The sequence below is a fragment of the Pseudomonas sp. MOIL14HWK12:I2 genome (assembly GCF_000510745.1).
GTDB classification, from domain to species: Bacteria; Pseudomonadota; Gammaproteobacteria; order Pseudomonadales; family Pseudomonadaceae; genus Chryseomonas; species Chryseomonas oryzihabitans.
Genome location: NZ_AZOA01000003.1, coordinates 404,109 through 425,365 on the forward strand (window position 1 = coordinate 404,109; position 21,257 = coordinate 425,365).

Genomic DNA, 21,257 nt, shown 5'->3' on the forward strand with positions numbered 1-21,257 from the left:
GCGCCGCTCCTTATAATGGCCGCCAGCTTATCCGGCGCACCCCGGGTGGACAAATTCAAGGATGTGATCGATGTACAAGGCTTTGCGTTATCTCGGCTGGCCCGTGCTGTGCGGTCTGCTCGTTGCAGCCCTGATCATGCAGCGCTATCCCCAGTGGCTCGGCCTGCCCGCCCAGCCGCCGCTGTTCGAGGCCGCCCAGGCGCCCGCCACTTCGCGCCAGGAGGGACCGGTTTCCTATGCCGACGCGGCCAGTCGCGCCGCGCCCGCGGTGGTGTCGTTGCGCTCGACCAAGGCCGCCAAGCCGGGCAAGGCCGGGGATACGGCCAGCGACCGCAAGGGCGCGACCAAGCCGGTGGAAGAACTCAGCCTGGGTTCCGCCGTGCTGATGAGCCATGACGGCTATCTGCTGACCAACAACCACGTGACCCTGGACGCCGAATCCATCGTGGTGGCCCTCGCCGACGGTCGTCAGACCCTGGCCAAGCTCATCGGCAACGATCCGGCCACGGACCTGGCCGTGCTCAAGATCGACCTGCCCAACCTGCCGGCCATCTCGGTGGGCGATTCGACCGCCATCCGCATCGGCGACGTGGTGCTGGCCATCGGCAACCCCTTTGGCGTCGGCCAGACGGTGACCATGGGCATCATCAGCGCCACCGGTCGCAACCAGCTGGGTCTCAATACCTACGAGGACTTCATCCAGACCGATGCGGCGATCAACCTGGGCAATTCCGGCGGGGCGCTGGTGGATGCCAGCGGCAATCTGATCGGCATCAACACCGCCATCCTCTCCGGCGGCTCCCAGGGCATCGGCTTCGCCATCCCGATCAAGCTGGCCATGGAGGTCATGCGCTCGATCATCCAGCACGGCCAGGTCATCCGTGGTTGGCTGGGCGTGGCGGTGGAGGTGATCACCCCGGAGCTGGTCAAGACCTACGGCCTCAAAGTCGACCAGGGCATCGTGGTGACCGACATCGATCCCGATGGACCGGCGCACAAGGGCGGTCTGCGCGCGGGCGACGTGCTGGTCAAGCTGGCTGGCCAACCGATCAGGGACGGCCGGCTGGCGATGAACCAGATCGCCCGCAAGCAGCCTGGCGACAGCATTCCCATCGAGGTGCTGCGCCAGGACAAGACCGTGCAGGTCAAGGTGACCGTCGGGATGCGCCCCCTGATGGAGAAGGCGCGCTAGCCGCGAACGAGGCTCAGAGGGTGTCGAGGGCCGTGATCAGCGCCTGATTCTGCGTCGGCGTGCCGATGGTGATGCGCAGGAAGTCGGCGATGCGTTCGGGGCGGCTGAAGTGGCGCACGATGACGCCGTGCTCACGCAAGCCCGCGGCCAGCGCCGCCCCACTCTTCTGCACATGACGGGCGAAGATGAAGTTGGCGGCCGAAGGCAGGACCTCGAAGCCGCGCTCCAGCAACTGGCCCACCAGCGCTTCGCGACTCTCGATCACCTGCCGGCAGGTCTCGTCGAAATAGGCGCGATCCTCGAAGGCCGCGGTCGCGCCGGCCAGGGCCAGGCGATCCAGCGGATAGGAGTTGAAGCTGTTCTTGATCCGCTCCAGGGCTTCCATCAGCGGCGCCTGTCCCAGGGCCAGCCCTACCCGCAGACCGGCTAGCGAACGGGACTTGGACAGCGTCTGGGTCACCACCAGGTTGGGATGGCGCTCGATCAGGGCGACCGCCGACTCCGCCCCGAAGTCGACATAGGCCTCGTCCACCACCACCACCGAGGTCGGATTGCCGGCGACGATGCGCTCGATGGCGTCCAGCGCCAGGGCGCTGCCGGTCGGCGCATTGGGGTTGGGGAAGATGATCCCGCCATTGGGGCGCAGATAGTCCTCGGGGACGATCTGGAAATCCTCGTCCAGCGCCGGCGTCTCGAAGGCGATGTCGTAGAGGCCGCAATAGACCGGATAGAAGCTGTAGCTGATGTCCGGAAACAGGATCGGGCGGCCATGGCCGAACAGACCCAGGAAGATGTGCGCCAGCACCTCGTCCGAGCCGTTGCCGACAAACACCTGCTCGCTCTGGAGGCCGTAGTAGCGGGCGACGGCGTCCTTCAGCGCCTGACCGTTGGGGTCGGGATAGAGGCGCAGGTCGTCGGTGGCCGCGGCGCGAATGGCGTCCAGCGCCCGCGGTGACGGACCGTAGGGATTCTCGTTGGTATTGAGCTTGACCAGGTTGGTCAGCTTGGGCTGCTCACCCGGCACATAGGGCACCAGGTTCTTGACGAAGGGACTCCAGAGCTCGCTCATGCCTGCTCCTCCTGAATACGGTATTCGGCGCTGCGGGCGTGGGCGGTCAGGGACTCGCCACGCGCCAGCACCGAGGCGACCCGGCCCAGCGCGGAAGCGCCCGTAGCCGAGCAGTGGATGATCGAGGAACGCTTCTGGAAGTCGTACACGCCCAGCGGCGAGGAGAAGCGCGCGGTGCCCGAGGTCGGCAGCACATGGTTGGGACCGGCGCAGTAGTCGCCCAGGGCCTCGGCGGTATAGCGACCCATGAAGATGGCGCCGGCGTGGCGGATGCTGGGCAACCACTGCTCGGGTTCGGCGACCGACAATTCCAGGTGTTCGGGGGCGATGCGGTTGGCCACCTCGATGGCCTGGGCCATGTCGGCGACCTGGATCAGGGCGCCGCGGCCTTCCAGGGAGGCGCGGATGATCTCGGCACGCTCCATCTCCGGCAGCAGGCGGGCGATGCTTTCCGCCACGGCGTCGAGGAAGGCGGCGTCGGGACTGACCAGGATGGCCTGGGCGTCTTCGTCGTGCTCGGCCTGGGAGAACAGGTCCATGGCGATCCAGTCGGGATCGGTCTGGCCGTCGCAGACCACCAGGATCTCCGACGGGCCGGCGATCATGTCGATGCCGACCTTGCCGAATACGTGGCGCTTGGCGGTGGCGACATAGATGTTGCCGGGGCCGACGATCTTGTCCACCGGCGGTACGCTTTCGGTGCCATAGGCCAGGGCGGCCACGGCCTGGGCGCCGCCGATGGTGAAGACGCGATCGACACCGGCCAGGGCTGCGGCGGCCAGCACCAGTTCGTTGACCTCGCCGCGGGGCGTGGGCACCACCATGACCACTTCTTTTACGCCGGCGACCTTGGCGGGGATGGCGTTCATCAGCACCGAGGAGGGATAGGAGGCCTTGCCCCCCGGCACATAGAGCCCGGCACGATCCAGCGGGGTGACCTGCTGGCCGAGCACGGTGCCGTCAGCCTCCTGGTACTGCCAGGAATCCTGGCGCTGCTTTTCGTGATAACGACGGACTCGCTCGGCAGCGGCTTCCAGCGCGGTGCGCTGCTCCGGCGTGATGCGGGCCAGGGCTTCTTCCAGACGCGCCCGCGGCAGGATGAGATCGCTCATGGCGGTCGCTTCGACGGCATCGAAGCGCCGGGTGTATTCCAGCAGCGCGGCGTCGCCCTGGTGGCGCACGTCGGCGATGATCGCCAGGACCCGCTGGTTGATGTCGGCATCCGACACCCCTTCCCAGCTCAGCAGATGATCCAGATGCTCGGCGAAATCCGGAGCGGCGGCGGCGAGTCGGCGGATGGCGAGCGGAGCGGTCATGGCGGATCCTCTTCAGGAGAGCGAAAGGGGCGCCCGAGAGTAACAGCCGGTTCCGTGTGGGCGCCCGACAATTTGGCTATGGCACGGATAGGCGAAGCTGGAGGGATGGAAGCAGTCTGAGCCGGCATTCGGCATGCCGGCCAGGACGTAGAGCCTGTTCAAAGTCTCGCGAGCTAGAGACAAACAAGGCAAAAATGGCTGAGGAAGCGGAGTTTACGAGTGGTAAATGAGCATTCCGAAGCCATTTTTAACGCAGTTTGGCCGACGCGTAGCAGGCTTTGAACAGGTTCTCAGGCGCCGCGCGCTTCGACGGCGTGTCTCAGGGTCTCGATGAGGGCCTGAATGCGGCCATGCTGCATCTTCATCGAGGCCTTGTTGACGATCAAGCGCGAGCTGATATGGGCGATCAGCTCCTGGGGCTCGAGTCCGTTGGCCTTGAGGGTATTGCCGGTGTCGACCACGTCGATGATCTTGTCGGCCAGGCCTACGAGCGGTGCCAGCTCCATGGAGCCGTACAGCTTGATGATGTCGACCTGACGACCCTGCTCGGCATAGTAGCGCTTGGCGACATTGACGAACTTGGTCGCCACCCGCAGCCGGCCACGCGGCGCCGGAGCGCCCACGGCGCCCGCGGTCATCAGCTTGCAGCGGGCGATGCGCAGGTCCAGCGGCTCATAGAGACCGTCGCCGCCGTATTCCATCAGCACGTCCTTGCCGGCCACGCCCAGGTCCGCGGCGCCATGTTCCACATAGGTGGGCACATCGGTGGCGCGGACGATGAGCAGCCGTACATCGTCCTGGGTGGTCGGGATGATGAGCTTGCGGCTCTTGTCCGGATTCTCGGTCGGAGCGATCCCCGCCGCCGCCAGCAGCGGCAGGGTGTCGTCGAGGATACGGCCCTTGGACAGGGCGATGGTCAGCATCGGAGGTCCTTACTTGGGCGTGCGACGGATCTTGGCGCCGAGCAGCTGGAATTTCTCCTCGATGCATTCGTAGCCGCGGTCGATGTGGTAGATGCGATCGATCAGGGTATCGCCTTCGGCCACCAGGGCGGCGATGACCAGGCTCGCCGAGGCGCGCAGGTCGGTCGCCATGACCGGGGCGGCCTTCAGGCTGGGCACGCCGGTGACGATGGCGGCATTGCCTTCGATGGCGATGTTGGCGCCCATGCGCACCATCTCGTGAACGTGCATGAAGCGGTTCTCGAAGATGGTCTCGACCACGGTACCGGTGCCTTCGGCGACGGCGTTCATGGAGATGAACTGGGCCTGCATGTCGGTGGGGAACGCCGGGTAGGGCGCCGTGCGGATGTTGACCGCGCGGGGGCGATTGCCCTTCATGTCCAGCTCGATCCAGTTGCTACCGGTGGCGATGTGGGCACCGGCCTCTTCCAGCTTGGCCAGCACGGCCTCCAGGATGGTCGGATCGGTGTCCTTGAGCTTGACGCGACCGCGGGTGGCGGCGGCGGCGACCAGGTAGCTGCCGGTCTCGATGCGGTCCGGCAGCACCGAATAGGTGGCGCCACCCAGGCGCTCGACGCCTTCCACGGTGATGGTGTCGGTACCGGCGCCCTGGATGTTGGCACCCATGGCGATCAGGCAGTTGGCCAGGTCGACGACCTCGGGCTCGCGGGCGGCGTTCTGGATGACGCTGCGACCCTTGGCCAGGGTGGCGGCCATCAGCACGTTCTCGGTACCGGTCACGCTGACGGTGTCGAAATAGTAGTGGGCGCCGCGCAGGCCGCCGGCCGGCGCCTTGGCCTTGATGTAGCCGCCTTCGACGGTGATCTTGGCGCCCATGGCTTCCAGGCCGCGCAGGTGCAGATCGACCGGCCGCGAACCGATGGCGCAACCACCGGGCAGGGCGACTTCCGCTTCGCCGAAGCGGGCGACCATCGGGCCCAGCACCAGGATCGAGGCGCGCATGGTCTTGACCAGCTCATAGGGCGCGACCAGGGTCTTGATGCTGGAGGCATCGACCTCGACATTGAGCTTTTCACCGATCACCGGCTGGACGCCCATGCGGCCGAACAGCTCGATCATGGTGGTGATGTCGTGCAGGTGCGGCAGGTTGGCGATGGTCACCGGGGTGTCGGCGAGCAGGGTCGCGGCCAGGATCGGCAGGGCGGAGTTCTTGGCCCCGGAAATGCGAATTTCACCGTTCAGGCTGTTGCCGCCGGTAATGATCAGTTTGTCCATAGCGAGTTCTCGGCGCTGCGAATCAGGCGCGTTCGGCCCAGGCAGCACGGGTGAAGAATTTCATGGTGACAGCATGGATGCTGCCATCGGCGATCTGCGGCTGGAGATGGGAGTAGACCTGCTGCTGACGCTTGACCGGGCTGAGTGCCTGGAGCTCGTCGCTGATCAGGTAGAGCTGGAAGTTGCAGCCCTCGCCTTCCACTTCGACCTGGGTATCGGCCAGTTTTGCCTCCAGGAGGCTTTTGACTTCTTGGGCCTGCATGGCGGCACCTCGGCAATCTAGTACAGCCGGCGATCATACAAAAAAACCGGCTGTACGGCGACTGCGATGACCGCTACCCGTGCGCGTCTTCCGCCAGGGGCAGCAGGGCGAGGGCATCCGAGACGTCGGCGATCTGCCGCAACTCGGAAGGCAGGCTGGCGATGGTCAGCGTGCGCCCCGCGGCCTGGGCATCGCGCAACCAGGCCAGCAACAGCGCGAGGCCGGCGCTGTTGGAGCGTTCGACACCGGCGCAATCGAGCACCAGCGGACCACTGCCCTGGCCGATCAGCGCCCTGCCCTGCTCACGCAGGGTGGGCACATTGGCGTGATCGAGCACGCCCGACAGCTGCAGTCGGGCGCCTTCGCCGGTGATGGCGGCGCGACTCACGAACCGACCTTGGCCTTCTGGGCCTCGGGAGAATCCTTGGCCTTGGCCACGGTGCCCGCCCAGTTGTTGATGGTCTTGTCCAGGTCGTTGCCGTTTTCCTGCATCGCCTGGGCGAACTGGTCACGGAACAGCTTGCCGAGGTTCAGGCCATTGATGATGACGTTGCGCACCTTCCACTCGTTGCCCTGCTTGACCATGCTGTATTGCACCGGATACACGGCGCCGTTGTTGCCCTTGACCTCCATGCCCACGCTGGTGCGGTCGGGACCGTCGGACGGCCCTTCGGGCAGCACCCGGATGCCCTGGTTGTTGTACTCCAGCAGCGCATTGCCATAGAACTGCATCAGGCTGCGCTTGAAGTTTTCCTGGAAGCGCGCCATCTGCTCGGGCGAGGCGCTACGGCTGTAGCGCACGGTCATGATGCTGCGCGAGATGCCTTCGGCATCCACCACCGGGCCGAGGATGTTGTTGAGCGACTCGTAAAAGGCTTCCGGGCTGCTGCGATACTTGTCGCGGTTGGCCTCGAGGTCGCTGAGCAGGGTGGTGGTGGTCTGCTGGATCACGTCGTGGGCCGAGGGCGCCGCCTGGGACACCAGGGGCAGCAGGGGCAGCAGGGCCAGGATCGCGATCACTCCGTGACGAAGTAGCTTGAGCATGGAAAAGCCTCTCATCATTTATTGGCGGAAGAGTCTTTATTGACCGAATTGAGCAGGAATTTGCCGATCAGGTCTTCGAGAACCAGCGAGGATTGTGTATCTCGAATGGTCGAGCCTTCCTTGAGCACCTGCTCGTCACCGCCCACGCTGATGCCGATGTACTTCTCGCCGAGCAGGCCGGCGGTCAGGATCGAGGCGATGGAGTCGGTCGGCAGGTTGTCCACCTGCTTGTCGATCTGCATGGTGACCCGGCCGCGGTAGCTGTTGCGGTCGAGATCGATGGCGGTGACCTTGCCGATGGTCACGCCCGACATGGTCACCCGCGATCTCACGGTGAGACCGGCGATGTTGTCGAAGTAGGCGTAGACCTTGTAGGTATCGTGATGGTCGCTCATCGTCAGACCGCTTACCCGCAGCGCCAGCAGCAGCAGTGCGAGCACGCCGGCCAGCAGGAAGAGTCCGACACCGATTTCCTGGGTGCGGGTTTGCATCAGAGATCTCCAAACATCAGGGCGGTAAGAATGAAGTCGAGGCCGAGCACGGCAAGCGACGCATAGACGACGGTACGGGTGGTGGCGCGGCCGATGCCTTCGGAAGTGGGCTCGCAGTCATACCCCTGGAAGACGGCGACCCAGGTCACCACGAAGGCGAACACCAGGCTCTTGATCACACCGTTGAGCACGTCGCTGAGCATCACGCTGTTCTGCATGGTGGCCCAGAAGGAACCGTCATAGACGCCGAGCCAGTCGATGGCGACCATGGCCGCGCCCCAGATGCCCACCACGTTGAACATGGCGGCCAGCAGCGGCATGGAAATGAAGCCGGCCCAGAAACGCGGCGCGACGATGTACTTGAGCGGGTCCACGCCGATCATTTCCAGACTGGACAGCTGCTCGGTGGATTTCATGTTGCCGATCTCGGCGGTCAGGGCGGAGCCTGCCCGGCCGGCGAACAGCAGGGCCGTCACCACCGGGCCGAGTTCACGCAGCAAGGTGAGGGCGACCATCTGCCCCACCGCCTGCTCGGAGCCGTACTTGACCAGGATGTTGTAGCCCTGCAGGGCGATCACCATGCCGATGAAGAAGCCCGACACCACGATGATCGGCAGCGACATCACCCCTACCGAATAGAGTTGCTTGCCCAGCAGCTGCAGACCGCTGCCTACGCCACCGCGACCGAACACCGCCAGCAGCAGGACGATGACCGAGCGGCCGATGGCCGCCACGACATCCAGCCCGGCGCGGCCCAGTCGACGAATCCGCTCCACGGCGGAGACCTTACGCATCAGTGTTTCCCCAGCAAGGCATCGCGCAGATCCGGCGCGGCGAAGTGGAAGGGTACCGGGCCATCGGGGATGCCCTGCATGAACTGGCGAACCCGCGGATCCGGCGATTCGCGCAATTCCTTCGGCGTGCCCTGCCCCAGCACCTTAGTATCGCCCACCACATAGAGGTAGTCGGCGATGCTGGCGGTCTCGGCCAGGTCGTGGGAAACCACGATGCTGGTCAGTCCCAGCGCCTGGTTGAGCAGACGGATGAGGCGCACCAGCACGCCCATGGCGATGGGGTCCTGGCCGACGAAGGGCTCGTCGTACATGAGGATCTGCGGATCCAGGGCGATGGCCCGCGCCAGGGCGACCCGGCGCTTCATGCCACCCGACAGTTCGTCCGGCATCAGTTCGATGGCGCCGCGCAGTCCCACCGCCTGCAGCTTGAGCAGGACGATGTCGCGGATCATCTCCTCGGGCAGCTTGGTGTGCACACGCAAGGGAAAGGCCACATTCTCGAAGACATCGAGATCGGTGAACAGCGCGCCGCTCTGGAACAGCACGCCCATCTGCCGGCGCATCTCGAACAGCTCGCCGCGGGACAGCTGCGGCAGGTTGGCGCCATTGACCCAGATCTCGCCACTGCTCGGTCGCAACTGGGCGGCGATGAGGCGCAACAGGGTGGTCTTGCCACTGCCGGACGGTCCCATGATCCCGGTGACCTTGCCCCGCGGGATGCGGATATCGACCCGGTCGTAGATCAGACGCGTGCCGCGCTTGAAGGAAACGCCCTTCAGCTCCACGGCGTACGGGCTATCGACGGTCATCAGGACTCCTAAGGTTCAACTCTGTGCAGGGAGACGCCGCTCCGCCGCTTCAGGGCACGCGACACTCGCGTTCGGCGGCCCCGGCAAAAGGGCGGCACTATAGCATTCGTTGCCGATGAGACTCCTGAGCCACGGGCGGCGTTGCTGAGTGTCGCGGCTTTGCGCATATAATTTCCGATTGTCCCGTCACCTGCCTTCTGACCCATGTCCGACTCAATAGATTTCATCGCCTCCGCCAAGCGCACCATAGATGTAGAGCGAGCGGCAGTGACCGCCCTGGGCGAACGCATCGACGACAGCTTCGCCGCCGCCTGTCGCCAGCTGCTGGCCTGCCGCGGGCGCATCGTGGTCCTGGGCATGGGCAAATCCGGGCATGTCGGCAACAAGATCGCCGCGACCCTGGCCAGCACCGGCAGCCCGGCCTTCTTCGTGCACCCGGCGGAAGCCAGCCATGGCGACATGGGCATGATCACCCGCGATGACGTCATCATCGCCATCTCCCAATCGGGCACCTCCAGCGAGATCCTGACCCTGCTGCCGCTGATCAAGCGCCTGGGCGTCCCGCTGATCAGCTTTGCCGGCAATCCCGCCTCGCCCCTGGCCAAGGCCGCGGACGTCAATCTGGACACCAGCGTCGCCACCGAGGCCTGCCCGCTCAATCTGGCGCCCACCTCCTCCACCACCGTCGCCCTGGTACTGGGCGATGCCCTGGCCATCGCGCTGCTCGAGGCGCGCGGCTTCACCGCCGAGGATTTCGCCTTTTCCCACCCGGGTGGCGCCCTCGGCCGGCGCCTGCTGCTCAAGGTGGAGAACGTCATGCATGCCGGCGCCGACCTGCCGCAGGTCGGCGAGGACACCCTGGTCTCCGACGCCCTGCTGGAGATGTCGCGCAAGGGCCTGGGCATGACCAGCGTGCTGGCCGCCGATGGCCGTCTCGCCGGCATCTTCACCGACGGCGACCTGCGTCGCGCCCTGGATCGCGGCATCGACGTGCGCACCACGGCGATCGCAACCGTGATGACCCGCGGCGGTCGAACCGCCAGGGCGCAGATGCTCGCCGCCGAGGCGCTGAAGATCATGGAGGAGCACAAGATCAACGCCCTGGTGGTGATCGATGACGAGCGCCGCCCGATCGGCGCCCTCAACATGGGTGACCTGCTACGCGCCGGGGTGCTGTAGGCCGGGTTATACTGCTCGACTAAATGCGCCGACATCTCGTGTTCAACCCGCCGCCCCCTGGTGCGGCCCACCACAGGTACCCTCATGTTTCGCAGCTTGCGCCGCCCCGTGCTGTTGGTCCTGATCGCCGCCGCGCTCATCGCGATCGGCTACTGGAACATCCTGCCGCAGCGCTTCGTCGATGCCCCGGCCTCGGCGACCCCGCAAGACAGCGCCATCGATGGCTATGCCCTCAATACCCGGACGATTCAGTATCGCCTGGACGGCAAGATCCAGTACGAACTCAAGGCCGAGCGCAGCGAACACGTCAAGGCGACCGACGTCACCCTGGTGACCCGCCCCGACATGCTGGCCTTTCGCGGTACCGACTATCCCTGGCACATTCGCAGTGCCCGCGCCGAGGTCGCCCCCGGTGGCAGTCAGGCGGAGCTGATCGATGACGTGCGCGTCGAGCGTACCGATGAGAAAGGCCGCCCGGTGGTGTTGACCACCACCCGCATGACCGTCTTTCCTGACAAACAATATGCGCAAACCGAGCAAGCCGTTAGAATCGAGGCCGCCAATGGGGTGACCACGGCCAATGGCATGAAAGCGTATCTAGAAGACGGCAGAATGCTCCTGCTGTCCAACGTAAGAGGCCAGCATGAGGTTCGTTAAAACCCTCCCCTTCCTGTTCACCCTCGGCGCCACCTTTGGCAGTGCCGCGGCTTGGGCCCTGCCGACCGATCGCACCCAGCCGATCCGCGTGCAGGCCGATAGCGCCGAGCTCGATGACAAGCAGGGCGTGGCCGTGTACCGCGGAGACGTGGTCATCACCCAGGGCAGCATGAAGATCACCGGCAACACGGTGACCCTGACCCAGGACAACCAGGGCAACATCAAGGTCGCCACCGCAGTGGGCAAACCGGCCTACTACGAGCAGAAGCCCTCGGCGGACAAGGACATCGTCAAGGCCTATGGTCTGACGATCCAGTATTTCGCCCAGGAAAATCGCATCATCCTGATCGATCAGGCCAAGGTGGTCCAACAGGGCAACACCTTCGAAGGCGAGAAGATCGTCTACGACACCCAGCGCCAGATCGTCAACGCCGGGCGTGCCAACGGCAGCAAGGTCACCACGCCGCGGCCGCGGATCGACATGGTCATCCAGCCCAAGGATCAGCAGCAGTCGGGGCAGGGACAATGACGGTTACGCTCAAAGCCCAGCATCTGGCCAAGAGCTACAAGGGTCGTCAGGTCGTTCGCGACGTCAGCGTCAGCATCGACAGCGGGCAGATCGTCGGCCTGCTCGGTCCGAACGGCGCCGGCAAGACCACCTGCTTCTACATGATCGTCGGCCTGGTCAAGGCCGATCAGGGTCGCGTGCTGATCGACGACCAGGACGTCACCGCCCTGCCCATGCATGGCCGTGCCCGTGCCGGGATCGGCTACCTGCCCCAGGAAGCCTCGATCTTTCGCAAGCTGACCGTAGCCGACAACATCCTCGGCATCCTGGAAACCCGCAAGGACCTGGACAAGGCCGGCCGGCTGCGTGAGCTGGAGAGCCTGCTGCAGGAATTCCACATCACCCACATCCGCGACAACCGCGGCATGAGCCTGTCGGGTGGCGAGCGGCGCCGTGTCGAGATCGCCCGCGCCCTGGCCACCGCGCCCAAGTTCATCCTGCTGGACGAACCCTTCGCCGGCGTGGACCCCATCTCCGTGGGCGACATCAAGCAGATCATTCGTCACCTCAAGGCCAAGGGCATCGGTGTCCTCATCACCGACCACAATGTCCGGGAAACCCTGACCATCTGCGAGACGGCCTATATCGTCAACGATGGCCAGCTCATCGCCGAGGGTACCGCCGAGGAAGTCCTCGCCAACGAGCTGGTGAAGGAAGTCTATCTGGGCCACGAATTCCGCCTCTAGGCAAACCCGGGGAAACAAGGCATATAATTTGCTAACGCTCGCAGGGTTCGCGAGGTTCGGTGGCGCTGTTCGCGTCGGTAGACAAGGTGTATTTCCGCAGCCATGAAACCATCGCTAGTCCTCAAGATGGGCCAGCAGCTGACGATGACGCCGCAGCTGCAACAAGCCATACGTCTGCTCCAGCTCTCGACGCTCGACCTGCAGCAGGAGATCCAGGAAGCCCTGGAATCCAATCCGATGCTGGAACGCCAGGAAGAAGGTGAAGACTTCGACCAGAGCGACGCCTCGGGCGAAGGCGACGAGCTGGCGAATCCCGGCGGTACCGAAATCAACTTCAAGGAAACCTCGGTCGCCACCAACGAGATGGCCGACGAGTCCGAGTGGAGCGAACGCATCCCCAGCGACAGTGAGCTGCCGGTGGACACCGCCTGGGAAGACATCTACCAGACCAGCGCCAGCAGCCTGCCCAGCAACGACGACGACGAGTGGGACTTCACCACCCGCACCTCGGCCGGCGAAAGCCTGCAGACCCACCTGCTCTGGCAGCTCAACCTGGCGCCCATGTCGGATCTCGACCGCCTGATCGCCCTGGCGATCATCGACGGCATCGACACCGATGGCTATCTGCAGGAAAGCCTGGAAGACATCCATGCCTCCCTCGATCCCGAACTGGAAGTCGATCTCGACGAAGTCGAGGTGGTGCTTCGACGCGTCCAGCAATTCGAGCCGGCCGGCGTCGCCGCGCGCAATCTGCGCGAGTGCCTGCTGATCCAGCTGGCCCAGCTGCCGGCTAACCTCCCCCTGCTCGGCGAGGCCAAGCGCCTGGTGGGCGACTACCTGGATCTGCTCGGCAGTCGCGACTATGCGCAGCTGATGCGCCGCATGAAGATCAAGGAAGACGAACTCAAGCCCGTCATCGAACTGATCCAGACCCTGCACCCGCGCCCCGGCTCGCAGATCGAGTCCGGCGAGGCCGAATACGTGGTGCCGGACGTCATCGTGCGCAAGCACAACGAGCGCTGGCTGGTGGAGCTCAACCAGGAAGCCGTGCCGCGCCTGCGGGTCAATCCCCAGTACGCCGGCTTCGTCAAGCGCGCCGACAGCAGCGCCGACAACACCTACATGCGCAACCAGCTGCAGGAAGCGCGCTGGTTCATCAAGAGCTTGCAAAGCCGCAACGAGACCCTGATGAAGGTGGCGACCCAGATCGTCGAGCACCAGCGGGGCTTTCTCGAATACGGTGAAGAGGCCATGAAGCCGCTGGTCCTGCACGACATCGCCGAGGCGGTGGGCATGCACGAGTCGACCATCTCCCGGGTGACCACCCAGAAGTTCATGCACACCCCGCGTGGCATCTACGAACTCAAGTACTTCTTCTCCAGCCACGTCAGCACCGCCGAGGGGGGCGAATGTTCCTCCACCGCGATCCGCGCGATCATCAAGAAATTGGTGGCGGCGGAAAACGCGAAAAAGCCGTTGAGTGACAGCAAGATCGCTGGTTTACTGGAATCGCAAGGTATACAAGTCGCTCGTCGCACGGTGGCTAAGTATCGGGAATCCCTGGGTATCGCTCCGTCCAGCGAACGCAAGCGTCTCATCTGACGCGTCCTGATGTGACCGTGCCTCGATCGACCCTTGTCATGTCGGCGAGCAGCTTCGCCGATCGTAGCCCGGCAATAAGGAGAAGCGGTATGCAAGTCAACATCAGTGGCCATCAGCTTGAAGTGACAGAAGCCCTGCGTGACTACATCGGCGAGAAACTCGCCCGCCTCGAACGGCACTTCGACCGTATTACCAACGTCCAGGTGATCCTGGAAGTGGACAAGCTCAAGCAGAAAGCCGAAGCCACCCTGCACGTCGCCGGCGCCGCAGTGGTCGCCAATGCCGAGCACGACGACATGTATGCCGCCATCGATCTCCTGGCCGACAAGCTCGACCGCCAACTGATTAAACACAAGGAAAAATCGATCGAACGCCAGCAGGGCGTCGGCGTCCGCTGAGGTTTCGATCGCCGCTTTATGATCAGACTCGAAAACATCCTGACCCCCGGCCGCACCCAGACGGGTGCGCCGGGCGGCAGCAAAGCCGCTGTACTGGAACGCATCGCCGAGCTGGCCGCGCAGGAACTGCCCGGCCACGACGCCGCGCACATCCACGAATGCCTGATGGCGCGCGAGCGTTTGGGCTCCACTGGTTTCGGCAATGGCATCGCCATTCCCCACTGCCGCCTGGCGGGTCTGCAGCAACCGCTGTGCGTGCTCTTCCACCTGCAGCAACCAGTGGACTTCGATTCCCTCGACGGCGCGCCGGTAGACCTGGTGTTCGTCCTGCTGGTCCCGGAAGCCGCCACCGAACAGCACCTCACCCTGCTGCGCCAGATCGCCGGCATCCTGGATCGCGCCGACATCCGCGAGCGGCTGCGCAAGGCCAAGGATAGCCAGGCGCTCTATCAGATCGTCGTCGAGGCCCAGAGCGGACACTGACATGCACCTCATCATCGTGAGCGGACGTTCCGGGTCGGGCAAGAGTACGGCGCTCAACGTGCTTGAGGACAATGGCTTCTATTGCATCGACAACCTGCCGGCCAGTCTGCTGCCCGATCTGGCCCAGCATGCCCTGACCGACATGGAGCGGCCCCAGCCCAAGGTCGCCCTGTCAATCGATGCACGCAATCTGCCCAGCCAGTTGCAACGCTTTCCCGAATTGCTCGAACAGGTGCGCAGCCGCAACATCCGCTGCGACATCCTCTATCTGGACGCCGATGACCAGACGCTGCTCAAGCGCTTTTCCGAGACGCGTCGCCGGCATCCGCTGTCCAACCAGGAAAGATCCCTGGCCGAGGCCATTCACGACGAGCAGGTGCTGCTGTCGCCCATCGCCGACCTCTCCGACCTGAAGATCGACACCACTCACCTGAATCTCTATCAGCTGCGCGACATCCTCAAGTTGCGCCTGCTGAACGCCCCAGAGCCCGGCACCGCCTATCTGGTGGAATCCTTCGGCTTCAAGCGGGGCCTGCCGGTGGACGCGGACATGGTGTTCGACGTGCGCTTTCTGCCCAATCCCTACTGGAAACCGGACCTGCGCGACTTTTCCGGACTGGATGCCCCGGTGCGGGACTATCTCGAGCAACAGCCCGAGGTAGAGACCCTGTACAATGACATCCGCGATTACCTGGTGAAGTGGTTGCCGCGTTTTGCCGCCAACAACAGGTCCTATGTGACCGTGGCCATTGGTTGTACCGGTGGTCATCACCGCTCGGTCTATCTGGCCGATCGCCTGGGTCGCGAACTCAAGAACCTGCTCAAGAACGTCCAGATCCGTCACCGCGATCTCTGACGCCCGTTTTGTTTCGACAAGGACAGACTCAATGCCTGCCCAACAGATCACCATCATCAACAAGCTGGGCCTGCACGCCCGTGCGGCGGCCAAGTTCGTCGGCGTGGCCGGCCGCTATCCCGCCAGCGTCCGCGTCGGCCGCAGTGGCGAATCGCCGGTCGATGGCAAGAGCATCATGGCGGTCATGATGCTGGCCGCCGGCAAGGGCACGGTCCTGCAGCTGGAAACCGAGGGTGAGCAGAGCGACGAGGCCATGCGCGCCCTGGTCGAGCTGATCAACAACTACTTCGACGAGGGCGAGTGACAGGCCCCCCGCGCCAGTCGCAGCTCCGATAAAAAAAGCCGCCCGAGGGCGGCTTTTTCATTGGGCGTCGACTCAGGCGTTCAGCGCCGCTTCGTAGCGACGGGACACTTCCGGCCAGTTGATGACGTTGAAGAAGGCGCCGATGTACTCGGGACGACGGTTCTGGTAGCGCAGGTAGTAGGCGTGCTCCCAGACGTCCAGGCCGAGGATCGGGGTGTTGCCGGTCATCAGCGGGCTGTCCTGGTTGCCGGTGCTCTCGACCACCAGCTTCTTCTCGGGGGTGACGCTCAGCCAGGCCCAGCCGCTGCCGAAGCGGGTCAGGGCAGCCTTGGTGAAGGCTTCCTTGAAGGCGTCGAAGCCGCCCAGCTGGGACTCGATGGCTTCGGCCAGGGCGCCTTCGGGCTTGCCGCCGGCATTGGGGGCCATCACGGTCCAGAACAGGCTGTGGTTGGCATGGCCGCCACCGTTGTTCTGCACGGCGCCGCGCTTGTCCTGGGGCAGCTTGTCCAGCTGGCGAACCACGTCTTCGGCCGACAGGTTGGCGAACTCGGTGCCTTCCAGCGCCGCGTTCAGGTTGTTGATGTAGGTCTGGTGGTGCTTGGTATGGTGGATTTCCATGGTCTGGGCATCGACGTGCGGTTCCAGCGCGTCGTAGGCGTAGGGCAGCTGAGGCAGAGTATGCGGCATGCGGATTGTCTCCATGGTGGCTTTGGTATGGACCCACGCCCTTGGGCGTTGGGGTGTACGGCTGGTGCGCCACGGCGCACCGTCTGAAGCCTTGGCCGTCCGGTCAGTGGATTCGACCGCACGGCTATGTCCTAGTGCATTGCTAGGATACTAACGAGTAACGGGGTGGGCTGTCTCCCGTTCGACAGGATTTTCCTCATCGCGACGGCTTCCACCGCCCTTCTAGCTGCCCGCCAGGGTCATGCCATCGATCAGGACCGAACCGGTGCGCAGACTGCCGCGGCGTTCCACGTCGCTGCCCACCGCCAGGATCTGGCGGAACATGTCGCCCAGCCGCCCGGCGATGGTGACCTCCTGGACCGGAAACTGGATCTCGCCATTCTCGATCCAGAAGCCGCCGGCGCCCCGGGAATAGTCACCGGTGACCAGGTTGGTGCCCTGCCCCATCATTTCCGTGACCAAAAAGCCCGTGCCCATCTGCCGGATCAGCTCGGCCTGGTCGGCCGTGCCATGGCTGACGTGCAGGTTGTGCACGCCGCCGGCATTGGCGGTGCTTTGCAGGCCCAGCTTGCGCGCGGAATAGCTGCCGAGCACATAGGACACCAGTTGGCCGTTCTCGACGAAGGGCTTGGCGTAGGTGGCCAGGCCTTCGCCGTCGAAGGCGGCGCTGCCCAAGGCGCGTGGCAGGTGCGGCCGCTCGTCCAGGGTCAGCCAGTCGGGAAACACCTGCTGGCCCAGGGCGCCTTCGAGGAAGGACGACTTGCGATAGAGGTTGCCGCCGGAAATGGCGGCGAGAAAGGTACCGAACAGGCCGGCGGCCATTTCCGGCGAAAACAGCACCGGGACCTTGGCGGTGGGCACCGGCCTGGCCCCCAGGCGACTCACGGCGCGCTCGGCGGCGCGGCGACCGATCTCCTCGGCGCTCATCAGCTCGTGACCGATCCGATTGACGTCGTAGTAGTAGTCGCGCTGCATGGCCTCGCCGCTGCCGGCGATCATCACGCAGCTCAGGCTGTGCCGGGTGCTGGCATAGCCGCCGACGAAGCCGTGGCTGTTGCCGTACACCCGGCAGCTCTGGTGGGTATTGAGGGTGGTGCCGTCGGCATTGCCGATGCGGCTGTCGGCGGCGTAGGCCGCGGCTTCGCAGGCCAGCGCCTGCTCGATGGCCTGCTCGGGGGTGATGTCCCAGGGATGATAGAGGTCGAGATCGGGCAGTTCGCCGCGCGCCATCAGTTCGGCGTCGGCCAGACCCGCGCAGGGATCCTCGGAGGTGTGCTTGGCGATGGCCAGGGCCGCGGCCACGGTTTCGCGGATCGCCTCGGGACCGGTGGCGGAGGTACTGGCCGAGCCCTTGCGCTGACCGGCATAGAGGGTGATGCCGAAGCCCTGGTCGCGATTGAATTCGACGGTTTCCACCTCGCCCTTGCGGACCGAGGTGGACAGACCCTGGTCGACCGAGACGGCCACTTCACCGGCACTGGCGCCCTGGCGCCGGGCCTCGGCCAGGATGGCCTCGACCTGTTCGCGCAATTCGGGGAGCGCAGCGGGACCCACGGCGGCGTTGCGATTCATGACGTTCTCCTTACGGACGGCGCCGGCCAGGCCGGACAACCGTGCGGCAACTCGTTATGATGGCGCCCATTCTTAGCTGGACCCCATAGTTCATGGTTGATTCTTACGACGACGACGCGCCGCTGGGCGAAAAGAGCAAGACACAGGTCAAGCGCGAGCTGCATGCGCTGCAGGATCTGGGCGAACGCCTGGCCGGGCTGCCGGCCGAGCAGCTGGACCGCCTGCCGCTGACCGATCCGCTGCGCAAGGCCCTGGCCGAGGCGCCCAAGCACAAGACGCACATCGCGCGCAAAAGGCATGTCCAGTACCTGGGCAAGCTGATGCGCGACCAGGACCTGGAAGCCATCCTGGTACTGGTAGACCAGATGGACACCTCGACACGGCAGTACAACGAGCGCTTCCACGCCCTGGAGCGCTGGCGCGACCGGCTGATCGCCGAAGGCGACCAGGCGTTGGAGGCCTTCGTGGCGCTTTACCCGGAGACCGACCGCCAGCACCTGCGCGGCCTGGTGCGGCATGCCCAGCACGAAGCGGCGCACAACAAGCCGCCGGCGGCGGCGCGCAAGGTCTTCAAGTACATCCGCACCCTCGACGAAACCCAGCGCGGTCTGCGCTAGGTTTCCGTCCGCGATGGCCACGGCCGGTGCCCGCATCAGGCGCCAGTGCCGCCCACGGTGATGGCATCGATCTTCAGCGTCGGCTGCCCCACACCCACCGGAAGTGACTGGCCGTCCTTGCCACAGGTCCCTACCCCCGCATCCAGCGCCAGGTCGTTGCCGACCATGGACACCCGGTTCATGACCTCGGGGCCGTTGCCGATCAGGGTGGCGCCCTTCACCGGGCGACCGAGCTTGCCGTTCTCGATGAGGTAGGCCTCGTTGGTGGTGAAGACGAACTTGCCGCTGGTGATGTCCACCTGACCGCCGCCCAGGCTGGCGCAATAGATGCCCTTCTCCACCGAGGCGATGATCTCGGCCGGATCGCTCTGGCCGGCCAGCATGTAGGTGTTGGTCATGCGCGGCATCGGCAGATGGGCATAGGATTCACGGCGGCCATTGCCGGTGGGCGCCACGCCCATCAGCCGGGCATTGAGCTTGTCCTGCATGTAGCCCTTGAGGATGCCGTTCTCGATCAGCACGTTGTAGCCGCTGGGCGTGCCCTCGTCGTCGATGGATAGCGAGCCGCGGCGATCCGGCAGGGTGCCGTCGTCGACGATGGTGCAAAGCGAGGACGCCACCTGGCGACCGAGCTGGCCGCTGTAGTTGGAGCTGCCCTTGCGGTTGAAATCGCCTTCCAGGCCATGGCCGACCGCCTCGTGCAGCAGCACGCCGGACCAGCCGGCGCCCAGCACCACCGGCAGGGTGCCCGCCGGGGCCGCGGTGGCTTCGAGGTTGACCAGCGCCTGGCGCACGGCCTCGCGGGCGTAGCCCAGGGCACGGTCATCACGCTGGAAATAACGGTAGTCGCAGCGACCGCCGCCGCCGCTGTTGCCGCGCTCGCGGCGGCCGTTCTGCTCGACGATGACGCTGACGCCCAGGCGCACCAGTGGGCGCACATCGGCTGCCAGGGTGCCGTCGACCGCGGCCACCAGGGTGCGCTCCCAGACCCCGGCCAGGCTGATGGTGACCTGCTGGATACGCGGATCCAGGGCACGGGTCGCCTCGTCCAGCTGCTTCAGGAAGGCGACCTTGGTGGCGCGATCCAGCACGTCCAGCGGATTGTCCTGGCCATAGAGGCGCTGCGCCGGCTCCACCGCGCGAAACGCCTGGACGTGGCCCTCGGCGCCGCTGCGGGAAATGGACCGCGCGGCCTGGGCGGCCAGATCCAGGGCCTCGCCGGTGATGGCGTTGCTATAGGCGAAGCCGGTCTTCTCGCCGGACAGTGCGCGCACGCCAACGCCCTGGTCGAGGTGGAAGCCGCCTTCCTTGACGATGCCGTCTTCCAGCAGCCAGGATTCGGAGACGATGCTCTGGAAATACAGGTCGGCGGCGTCGATGCCGGGACCGGCCAGACGCTGCAGCACGGGTTGCAGATCGTCCACCGCGAGTCCGCCGGGACCCAGCAGGGCCGAGCCGACGCTATTCAGGTAATCACTCATGGAAACTCCAGACGACGCCACAATGGACGTCGGAACGATGAAAGGGTCGCGACCTGGCCTCTAGCCTACTCGCGGAAGTCTCGGTGCCCTGATGCAAAAGACCAATGGCGGTCATTGCCGTTCGGCCAGGCGCGCCGGCAGGAAGCGGCGGTGCCGGGTCACCGGCATCCGCTGACGCAACCCCGCCTGGCGCTCGGCATCGCGCTCGATGAGCAGCACCGCCTCGCCGCTGGCCTGGACGGCGAGCACCTCGCCCCAGGGATCCACCGCCATGGCGTGCCCCCAGGTGCTGCGGCCATTGGCATGGACCCCGCCCTGGGCGGCGCCCAGCAGATAACTCTGGGTCTCCACCGCCCGGGCGCGCAGCAGCAGCTCCCAGTGGGCCTGGCCGGTGGGCACGGTAAAGGCCGAGGGCGCGCTGATCAGCTCCGCCCCGGCAGCGCGCAGGGCGCCGTAGAGTTCGGGAAAGCGCAGGTCGTAGCAGACGCTCAGGCCCAGGCGGCCGACCGGGGTGTCCACCACCGTGAGGGTCTCGCCGGCGGCATAGTGGTCGGATTCGCGATAGCTGCCCTGGCTGTCGCTGACGTCGGCATCGAAGAGGTGCAGCTTGTCGTAGCGGGCGACGCGGCGGCCCTGGTCGTCATACAGCAGCGAACAGGCGCAGGGCTTGCCCTCGGTGGCGCCGTCGGGCAGCAGCGGCAGGGTCCCGGCGAGCAGCCAGAGCCCCAGCTCGCGCGCCCGGCTGGACAGCCAGGGCAGGATCTCGCCCTGACCGAGCGCCTCGGCCCGCGCCAGCTCGGCGGGTGCCGGATGGCCGATGGCGACGAAGTTTTCCGGCAGCACCGCCAGGCGCGCGCCCGCCCCGGCAGCGCGTTCGAGCAGGCGCTCGGCGGCGCGCAGATTGGCCGTCACCGCGGGGCCGCTGACCATCTGCAGGATGGCTATGGACATGCAGGCACTCCAGAAGGGAGCGTCCATCCTAAGCAGCGGGG

At 65.4% G+C, this 21,257-nt stretch carries 25 protein-coding genes; 11 read left to right on the forward strand and 14 right to left on the reverse strand.

The features are described 5' to 3' along the window. Positions 1-70 precede the first annotated feature (70 nt). A complete protein-coding gene (locus PSK12I2_RS0101905; protein WP_027597086.1) occupies positions 71-1,192 on the forward strand; it encodes a S1C family serine protease in 1,122 nt (373 codons plus the stop codon). 13 nt (positions 1,193-1,205) lie between these two features. Here PSK12I2_RS0101905 and hisC read toward each other — a convergent pair whose 3' ends face one another. From hisC to PSK12I2_RS0101955, 10 genes are all read right to left on the reverse strand, one after another. Next, positions 1,206-2,261, reverse strand: coding sequence for a histidinol-phosphate transaminase (hisC, locus tag PSK12I2_RS0101910; protein ID WP_027597087.1), 1,056 nt, complete (start codon positions 2,259-2,261; stop codon positions 1,206-1,208). Further along, positions 2,258-3,577: a histidinol dehydrogenase gene (gene hisD / locus PSK12I2_RS0101915; protein ID WP_027597088.1), complete on the reverse strand. Its 1,320-nt coding sequence runs from the start codon at positions 3,575-3,577 to the stop codon at positions 2,258-2,260. Before hisD ends, hisC begins: the two co-directional genes overlap by 4 nt. Positions 3,578-3,867: 290 nt before the next feature. Next, a complete protein-coding gene (hisG, locus tag PSK12I2_RS0101920; RefSeq protein WP_007159506.1) occupies positions 3,868-4,500 on the reverse strand; it encodes an ATP phosphoribosyltransferase in 633 nt (210 codons plus the stop codon). Positions 4,501-4,509: 9 nt separating this feature from the next. Beyond that, positions 4,510-5,775: a UDP-N-acetylglucosamine 1-carboxyvinyltransferase gene (murA, locus tag PSK12I2_RS0101925; RefSeq protein ID WP_007159507.1), complete on the reverse strand. Its 1,266-nt coding sequence runs from the start codon at positions 5,773-5,775 to the stop codon at positions 4,510-4,512. Between the two features lie 22 nt (positions 5,776-5,797). Then, the gene (locus tag PSK12I2_RS0101930; RefSeq protein ID WP_007159508.1) at positions 5,798-6,037 is read right to left on the reverse strand and encodes a BolA family protein; all 240 of its coding nucleotides are present in this window, start codon (positions 6,035-6,037) and stop codon (positions 5,798-5,800) included. Between the two features lie 73 nt (positions 6,038-6,110). Further along, positions 6,111-6,425, reverse strand: a complete 315-nt coding sequence (locus PSK12I2_RS0101935; protein ID WP_027597089.1) for a lipid asymmetry maintenance protein MlaB — start codon at positions 6,423-6,425, stop codon at positions 6,111-6,113. Beyond that, entirely contained in the window at positions 6,422-7,081 is a 660-nt protein-coding gene (locus tag PSK12I2_RS0101940) for a phospholipid-binding protein MlaC (protein ID WP_027597090.1), read from the reverse strand. Before PSK12I2_RS0101940 ends, PSK12I2_RS0101935 begins: the two co-directional genes overlap by 4 nt. A gap of 14 nt (positions 7,082-7,095) precedes the next feature. Then, entirely contained in the window at positions 7,096-7,572 is a 477-nt protein-coding gene (mlaD, locus tag PSK12I2_RS0101945) for an outer membrane lipid asymmetry maintenance protein MlaD (RefSeq protein WP_007159511.1), read from the reverse strand. Beyond that, entirely contained in the window at positions 7,572-8,366 is a 795-nt protein-coding gene (gene mlaE / locus PSK12I2_RS0101950; RefSeq protein ID WP_007159512.1) for a lipid asymmetry maintenance ABC transporter permease subunit MlaE, read from the reverse strand. The genes mlaD and mlaE overlap by 1 nt, the downstream gene beginning before the upstream one ends. Then, a complete protein-coding gene (locus PSK12I2_RS0101955; RefSeq protein WP_027597091.1) occupies positions 8,366-9,175 on the reverse strand; it encodes an ATP-binding cassette domain-containing protein in 810 nt (269 codons plus the stop codon). The genes mlaE and PSK12I2_RS0101955 overlap by 1 nt, the downstream gene beginning before the upstream one ends. 204 nt (positions 9,176-9,379) lie before the next feature. Here PSK12I2_RS0101955 and PSK12I2_RS0101960 point away from each other — a divergent pair, with 204 nt between their 5' ends. From PSK12I2_RS0101960 to PSK12I2_RS0102000, 9 genes are all read left to right on the forward strand, one after another. Beyond that, positions 9,380-10,354 carry a KpsF/GutQ family sugar-phosphate isomerase gene (locus tag PSK12I2_RS0101960; protein ID WP_027597092.1) on the forward strand — a complete coding sequence of 325 codons (975 nt, stop codon included), beginning with the start codon at positions 9,380-9,382 and terminating at the stop codon, positions 10,352-10,354. Between the two features lie 84 nt (positions 10,355-10,438). Further along, the gene (lptC, locus tag PSK12I2_RS0101965; protein ID WP_027597093.1) at positions 10,439-11,011 is read left to right on the forward strand and encodes an LPS export ABC transporter periplasmic protein LptC; all 573 of its coding nucleotides are present in this window, start codon (positions 10,439-10,441) and stop codon (positions 11,009-11,011) included. Continuing rightward, positions 10,998-11,540: a lipopolysaccharide transport periplasmic protein LptA gene (lptA, locus tag PSK12I2_RS0101970; protein ID WP_007159516.1), complete on the forward strand. Its 543-nt coding sequence runs from the start codon at positions 10,998-11,000 to the stop codon at positions 11,538-11,540. The genes lptC and lptA overlap by 14 nt, the downstream gene beginning before the upstream one ends. Then, complete coding sequence (gene lptB / locus PSK12I2_RS0101975) at positions 11,537-12,265, forward strand: LPS export ABC transporter ATP-binding protein (RefSeq protein WP_027597094.1); 729 nt, start codon at positions 11,537-11,539, stop codon at positions 12,263-12,265. The genes lptA and lptB overlap by 4 nt, the downstream gene beginning before the upstream one ends. A gap of 102 nt (positions 12,266-12,367) precedes the next feature. Further along, complete coding sequence (locus tag PSK12I2_RS0101980; protein WP_007159518.1) at positions 12,368-13,867, forward strand: RNA polymerase factor sigma-54; 1,500 nt, start codon at positions 12,368-12,370, stop codon at positions 13,865-13,867. An 89-nt stretch (positions 13,868-13,956) separates the two neighbouring features. Continuing rightward, entirely contained in the window at positions 13,957-14,265 is a 309-nt protein-coding gene (hpf, locus tag PSK12I2_RS0101985) for a ribosome hibernation-promoting factor, HPF/YfiA family (protein WP_007159519.1), read from the forward strand. An 18-nt stretch (positions 14,266-14,283) separates the two neighbouring features. After that, the gene (ptsN, locus tag PSK12I2_RS0101990) at positions 14,284-14,748 is read left to right on the forward strand and encodes a PTS IIA-like nitrogen regulatory protein PtsN (protein WP_007159520.1); all 465 of its coding nucleotides are present in this window, start codon (positions 14,284-14,286) and stop codon (positions 14,746-14,748) included. A gap of 1 nt (position 14,749) precedes the next feature. Then, positions 14,750-15,604: an RNase adapter RapZ gene (gene rapZ, locus PSK12I2_RS0101995; protein WP_007159521.1), complete on the forward strand. Its 855-nt coding sequence runs from the start codon at positions 14,750-14,752 to the stop codon at positions 15,602-15,604. Positions 15,605-15,635: 31 nt separating this feature from the next. Further along, positions 15,636-15,908, forward strand: coding sequence for an HPr family phosphocarrier protein (locus tag PSK12I2_RS0102000; RefSeq protein WP_007159522.1), 273 nt, complete (start codon positions 15,636-15,638; stop codon positions 15,906-15,908). Positions 15,909-15,980: 72 nt separating this feature from the next. Here PSK12I2_RS0102000 and PSK12I2_RS0102005 read toward each other — a convergent pair whose 3' ends face one another. Further along, on the reverse strand, positions 15,981-16,595 hold the full coding sequence (locus PSK12I2_RS0102005; RefSeq protein ID WP_007159523.1) for a superoxide dismutase: 615 nt from the start codon (positions 16,593-16,595) through the stop codon (positions 15,981-15,983). A 222-nt stretch (positions 16,596-16,817) separates the two neighbouring features. After that, positions 16,818-18,167 (reverse strand): metalloprotease PmbA, encoded by a 1,350-nt coding sequence (pmbA, locus tag PSK12I2_RS0102010; RefSeq protein WP_027597095.1) that lies wholly within the window; start codon positions 18,165-18,167, stop codon positions 16,818-16,820. A 92-nt stretch (positions 18,168-18,259) separates the two neighbouring features. On the opposite strand from pmbA, the gene yjgA reads away from it, so the two are divergent. After that, the gene (yjgA, locus tag PSK12I2_RS0102015; protein ID WP_007159525.1) at positions 18,260-18,784 is read left to right on the forward strand and encodes a ribosome biogenesis factor YjgA; all 525 of its coding nucleotides are present in this window, start codon (positions 18,260-18,262) and stop codon (positions 18,782-18,784) included. A gap of 35 nt (positions 18,785-18,819) precedes the next feature. Here yjgA and tldD read toward each other — a convergent pair whose 3' ends face one another. Both tldD and PSK12I2_RS0102025 read right to left on the reverse strand, forming a co-directional pair. Further along, on the reverse strand, positions 18,820-20,265 hold the full coding sequence (gene tldD, locus PSK12I2_RS0102020; RefSeq protein WP_027597096.1) for a metalloprotease TldD: 1,446 nt from the start codon (positions 20,263-20,265) through the stop codon (positions 18,820-18,822). 111 nt (positions 20,266-20,376) lie between these two features. After that, entirely contained in the window at positions 20,377-21,216 is an 840-nt protein-coding gene (locus tag PSK12I2_RS0102025) for a carbon-nitrogen hydrolase family protein (protein ID WP_027597097.1), read from the reverse strand. Positions 21,217-21,257 lie beyond the last annotated feature (41 nt).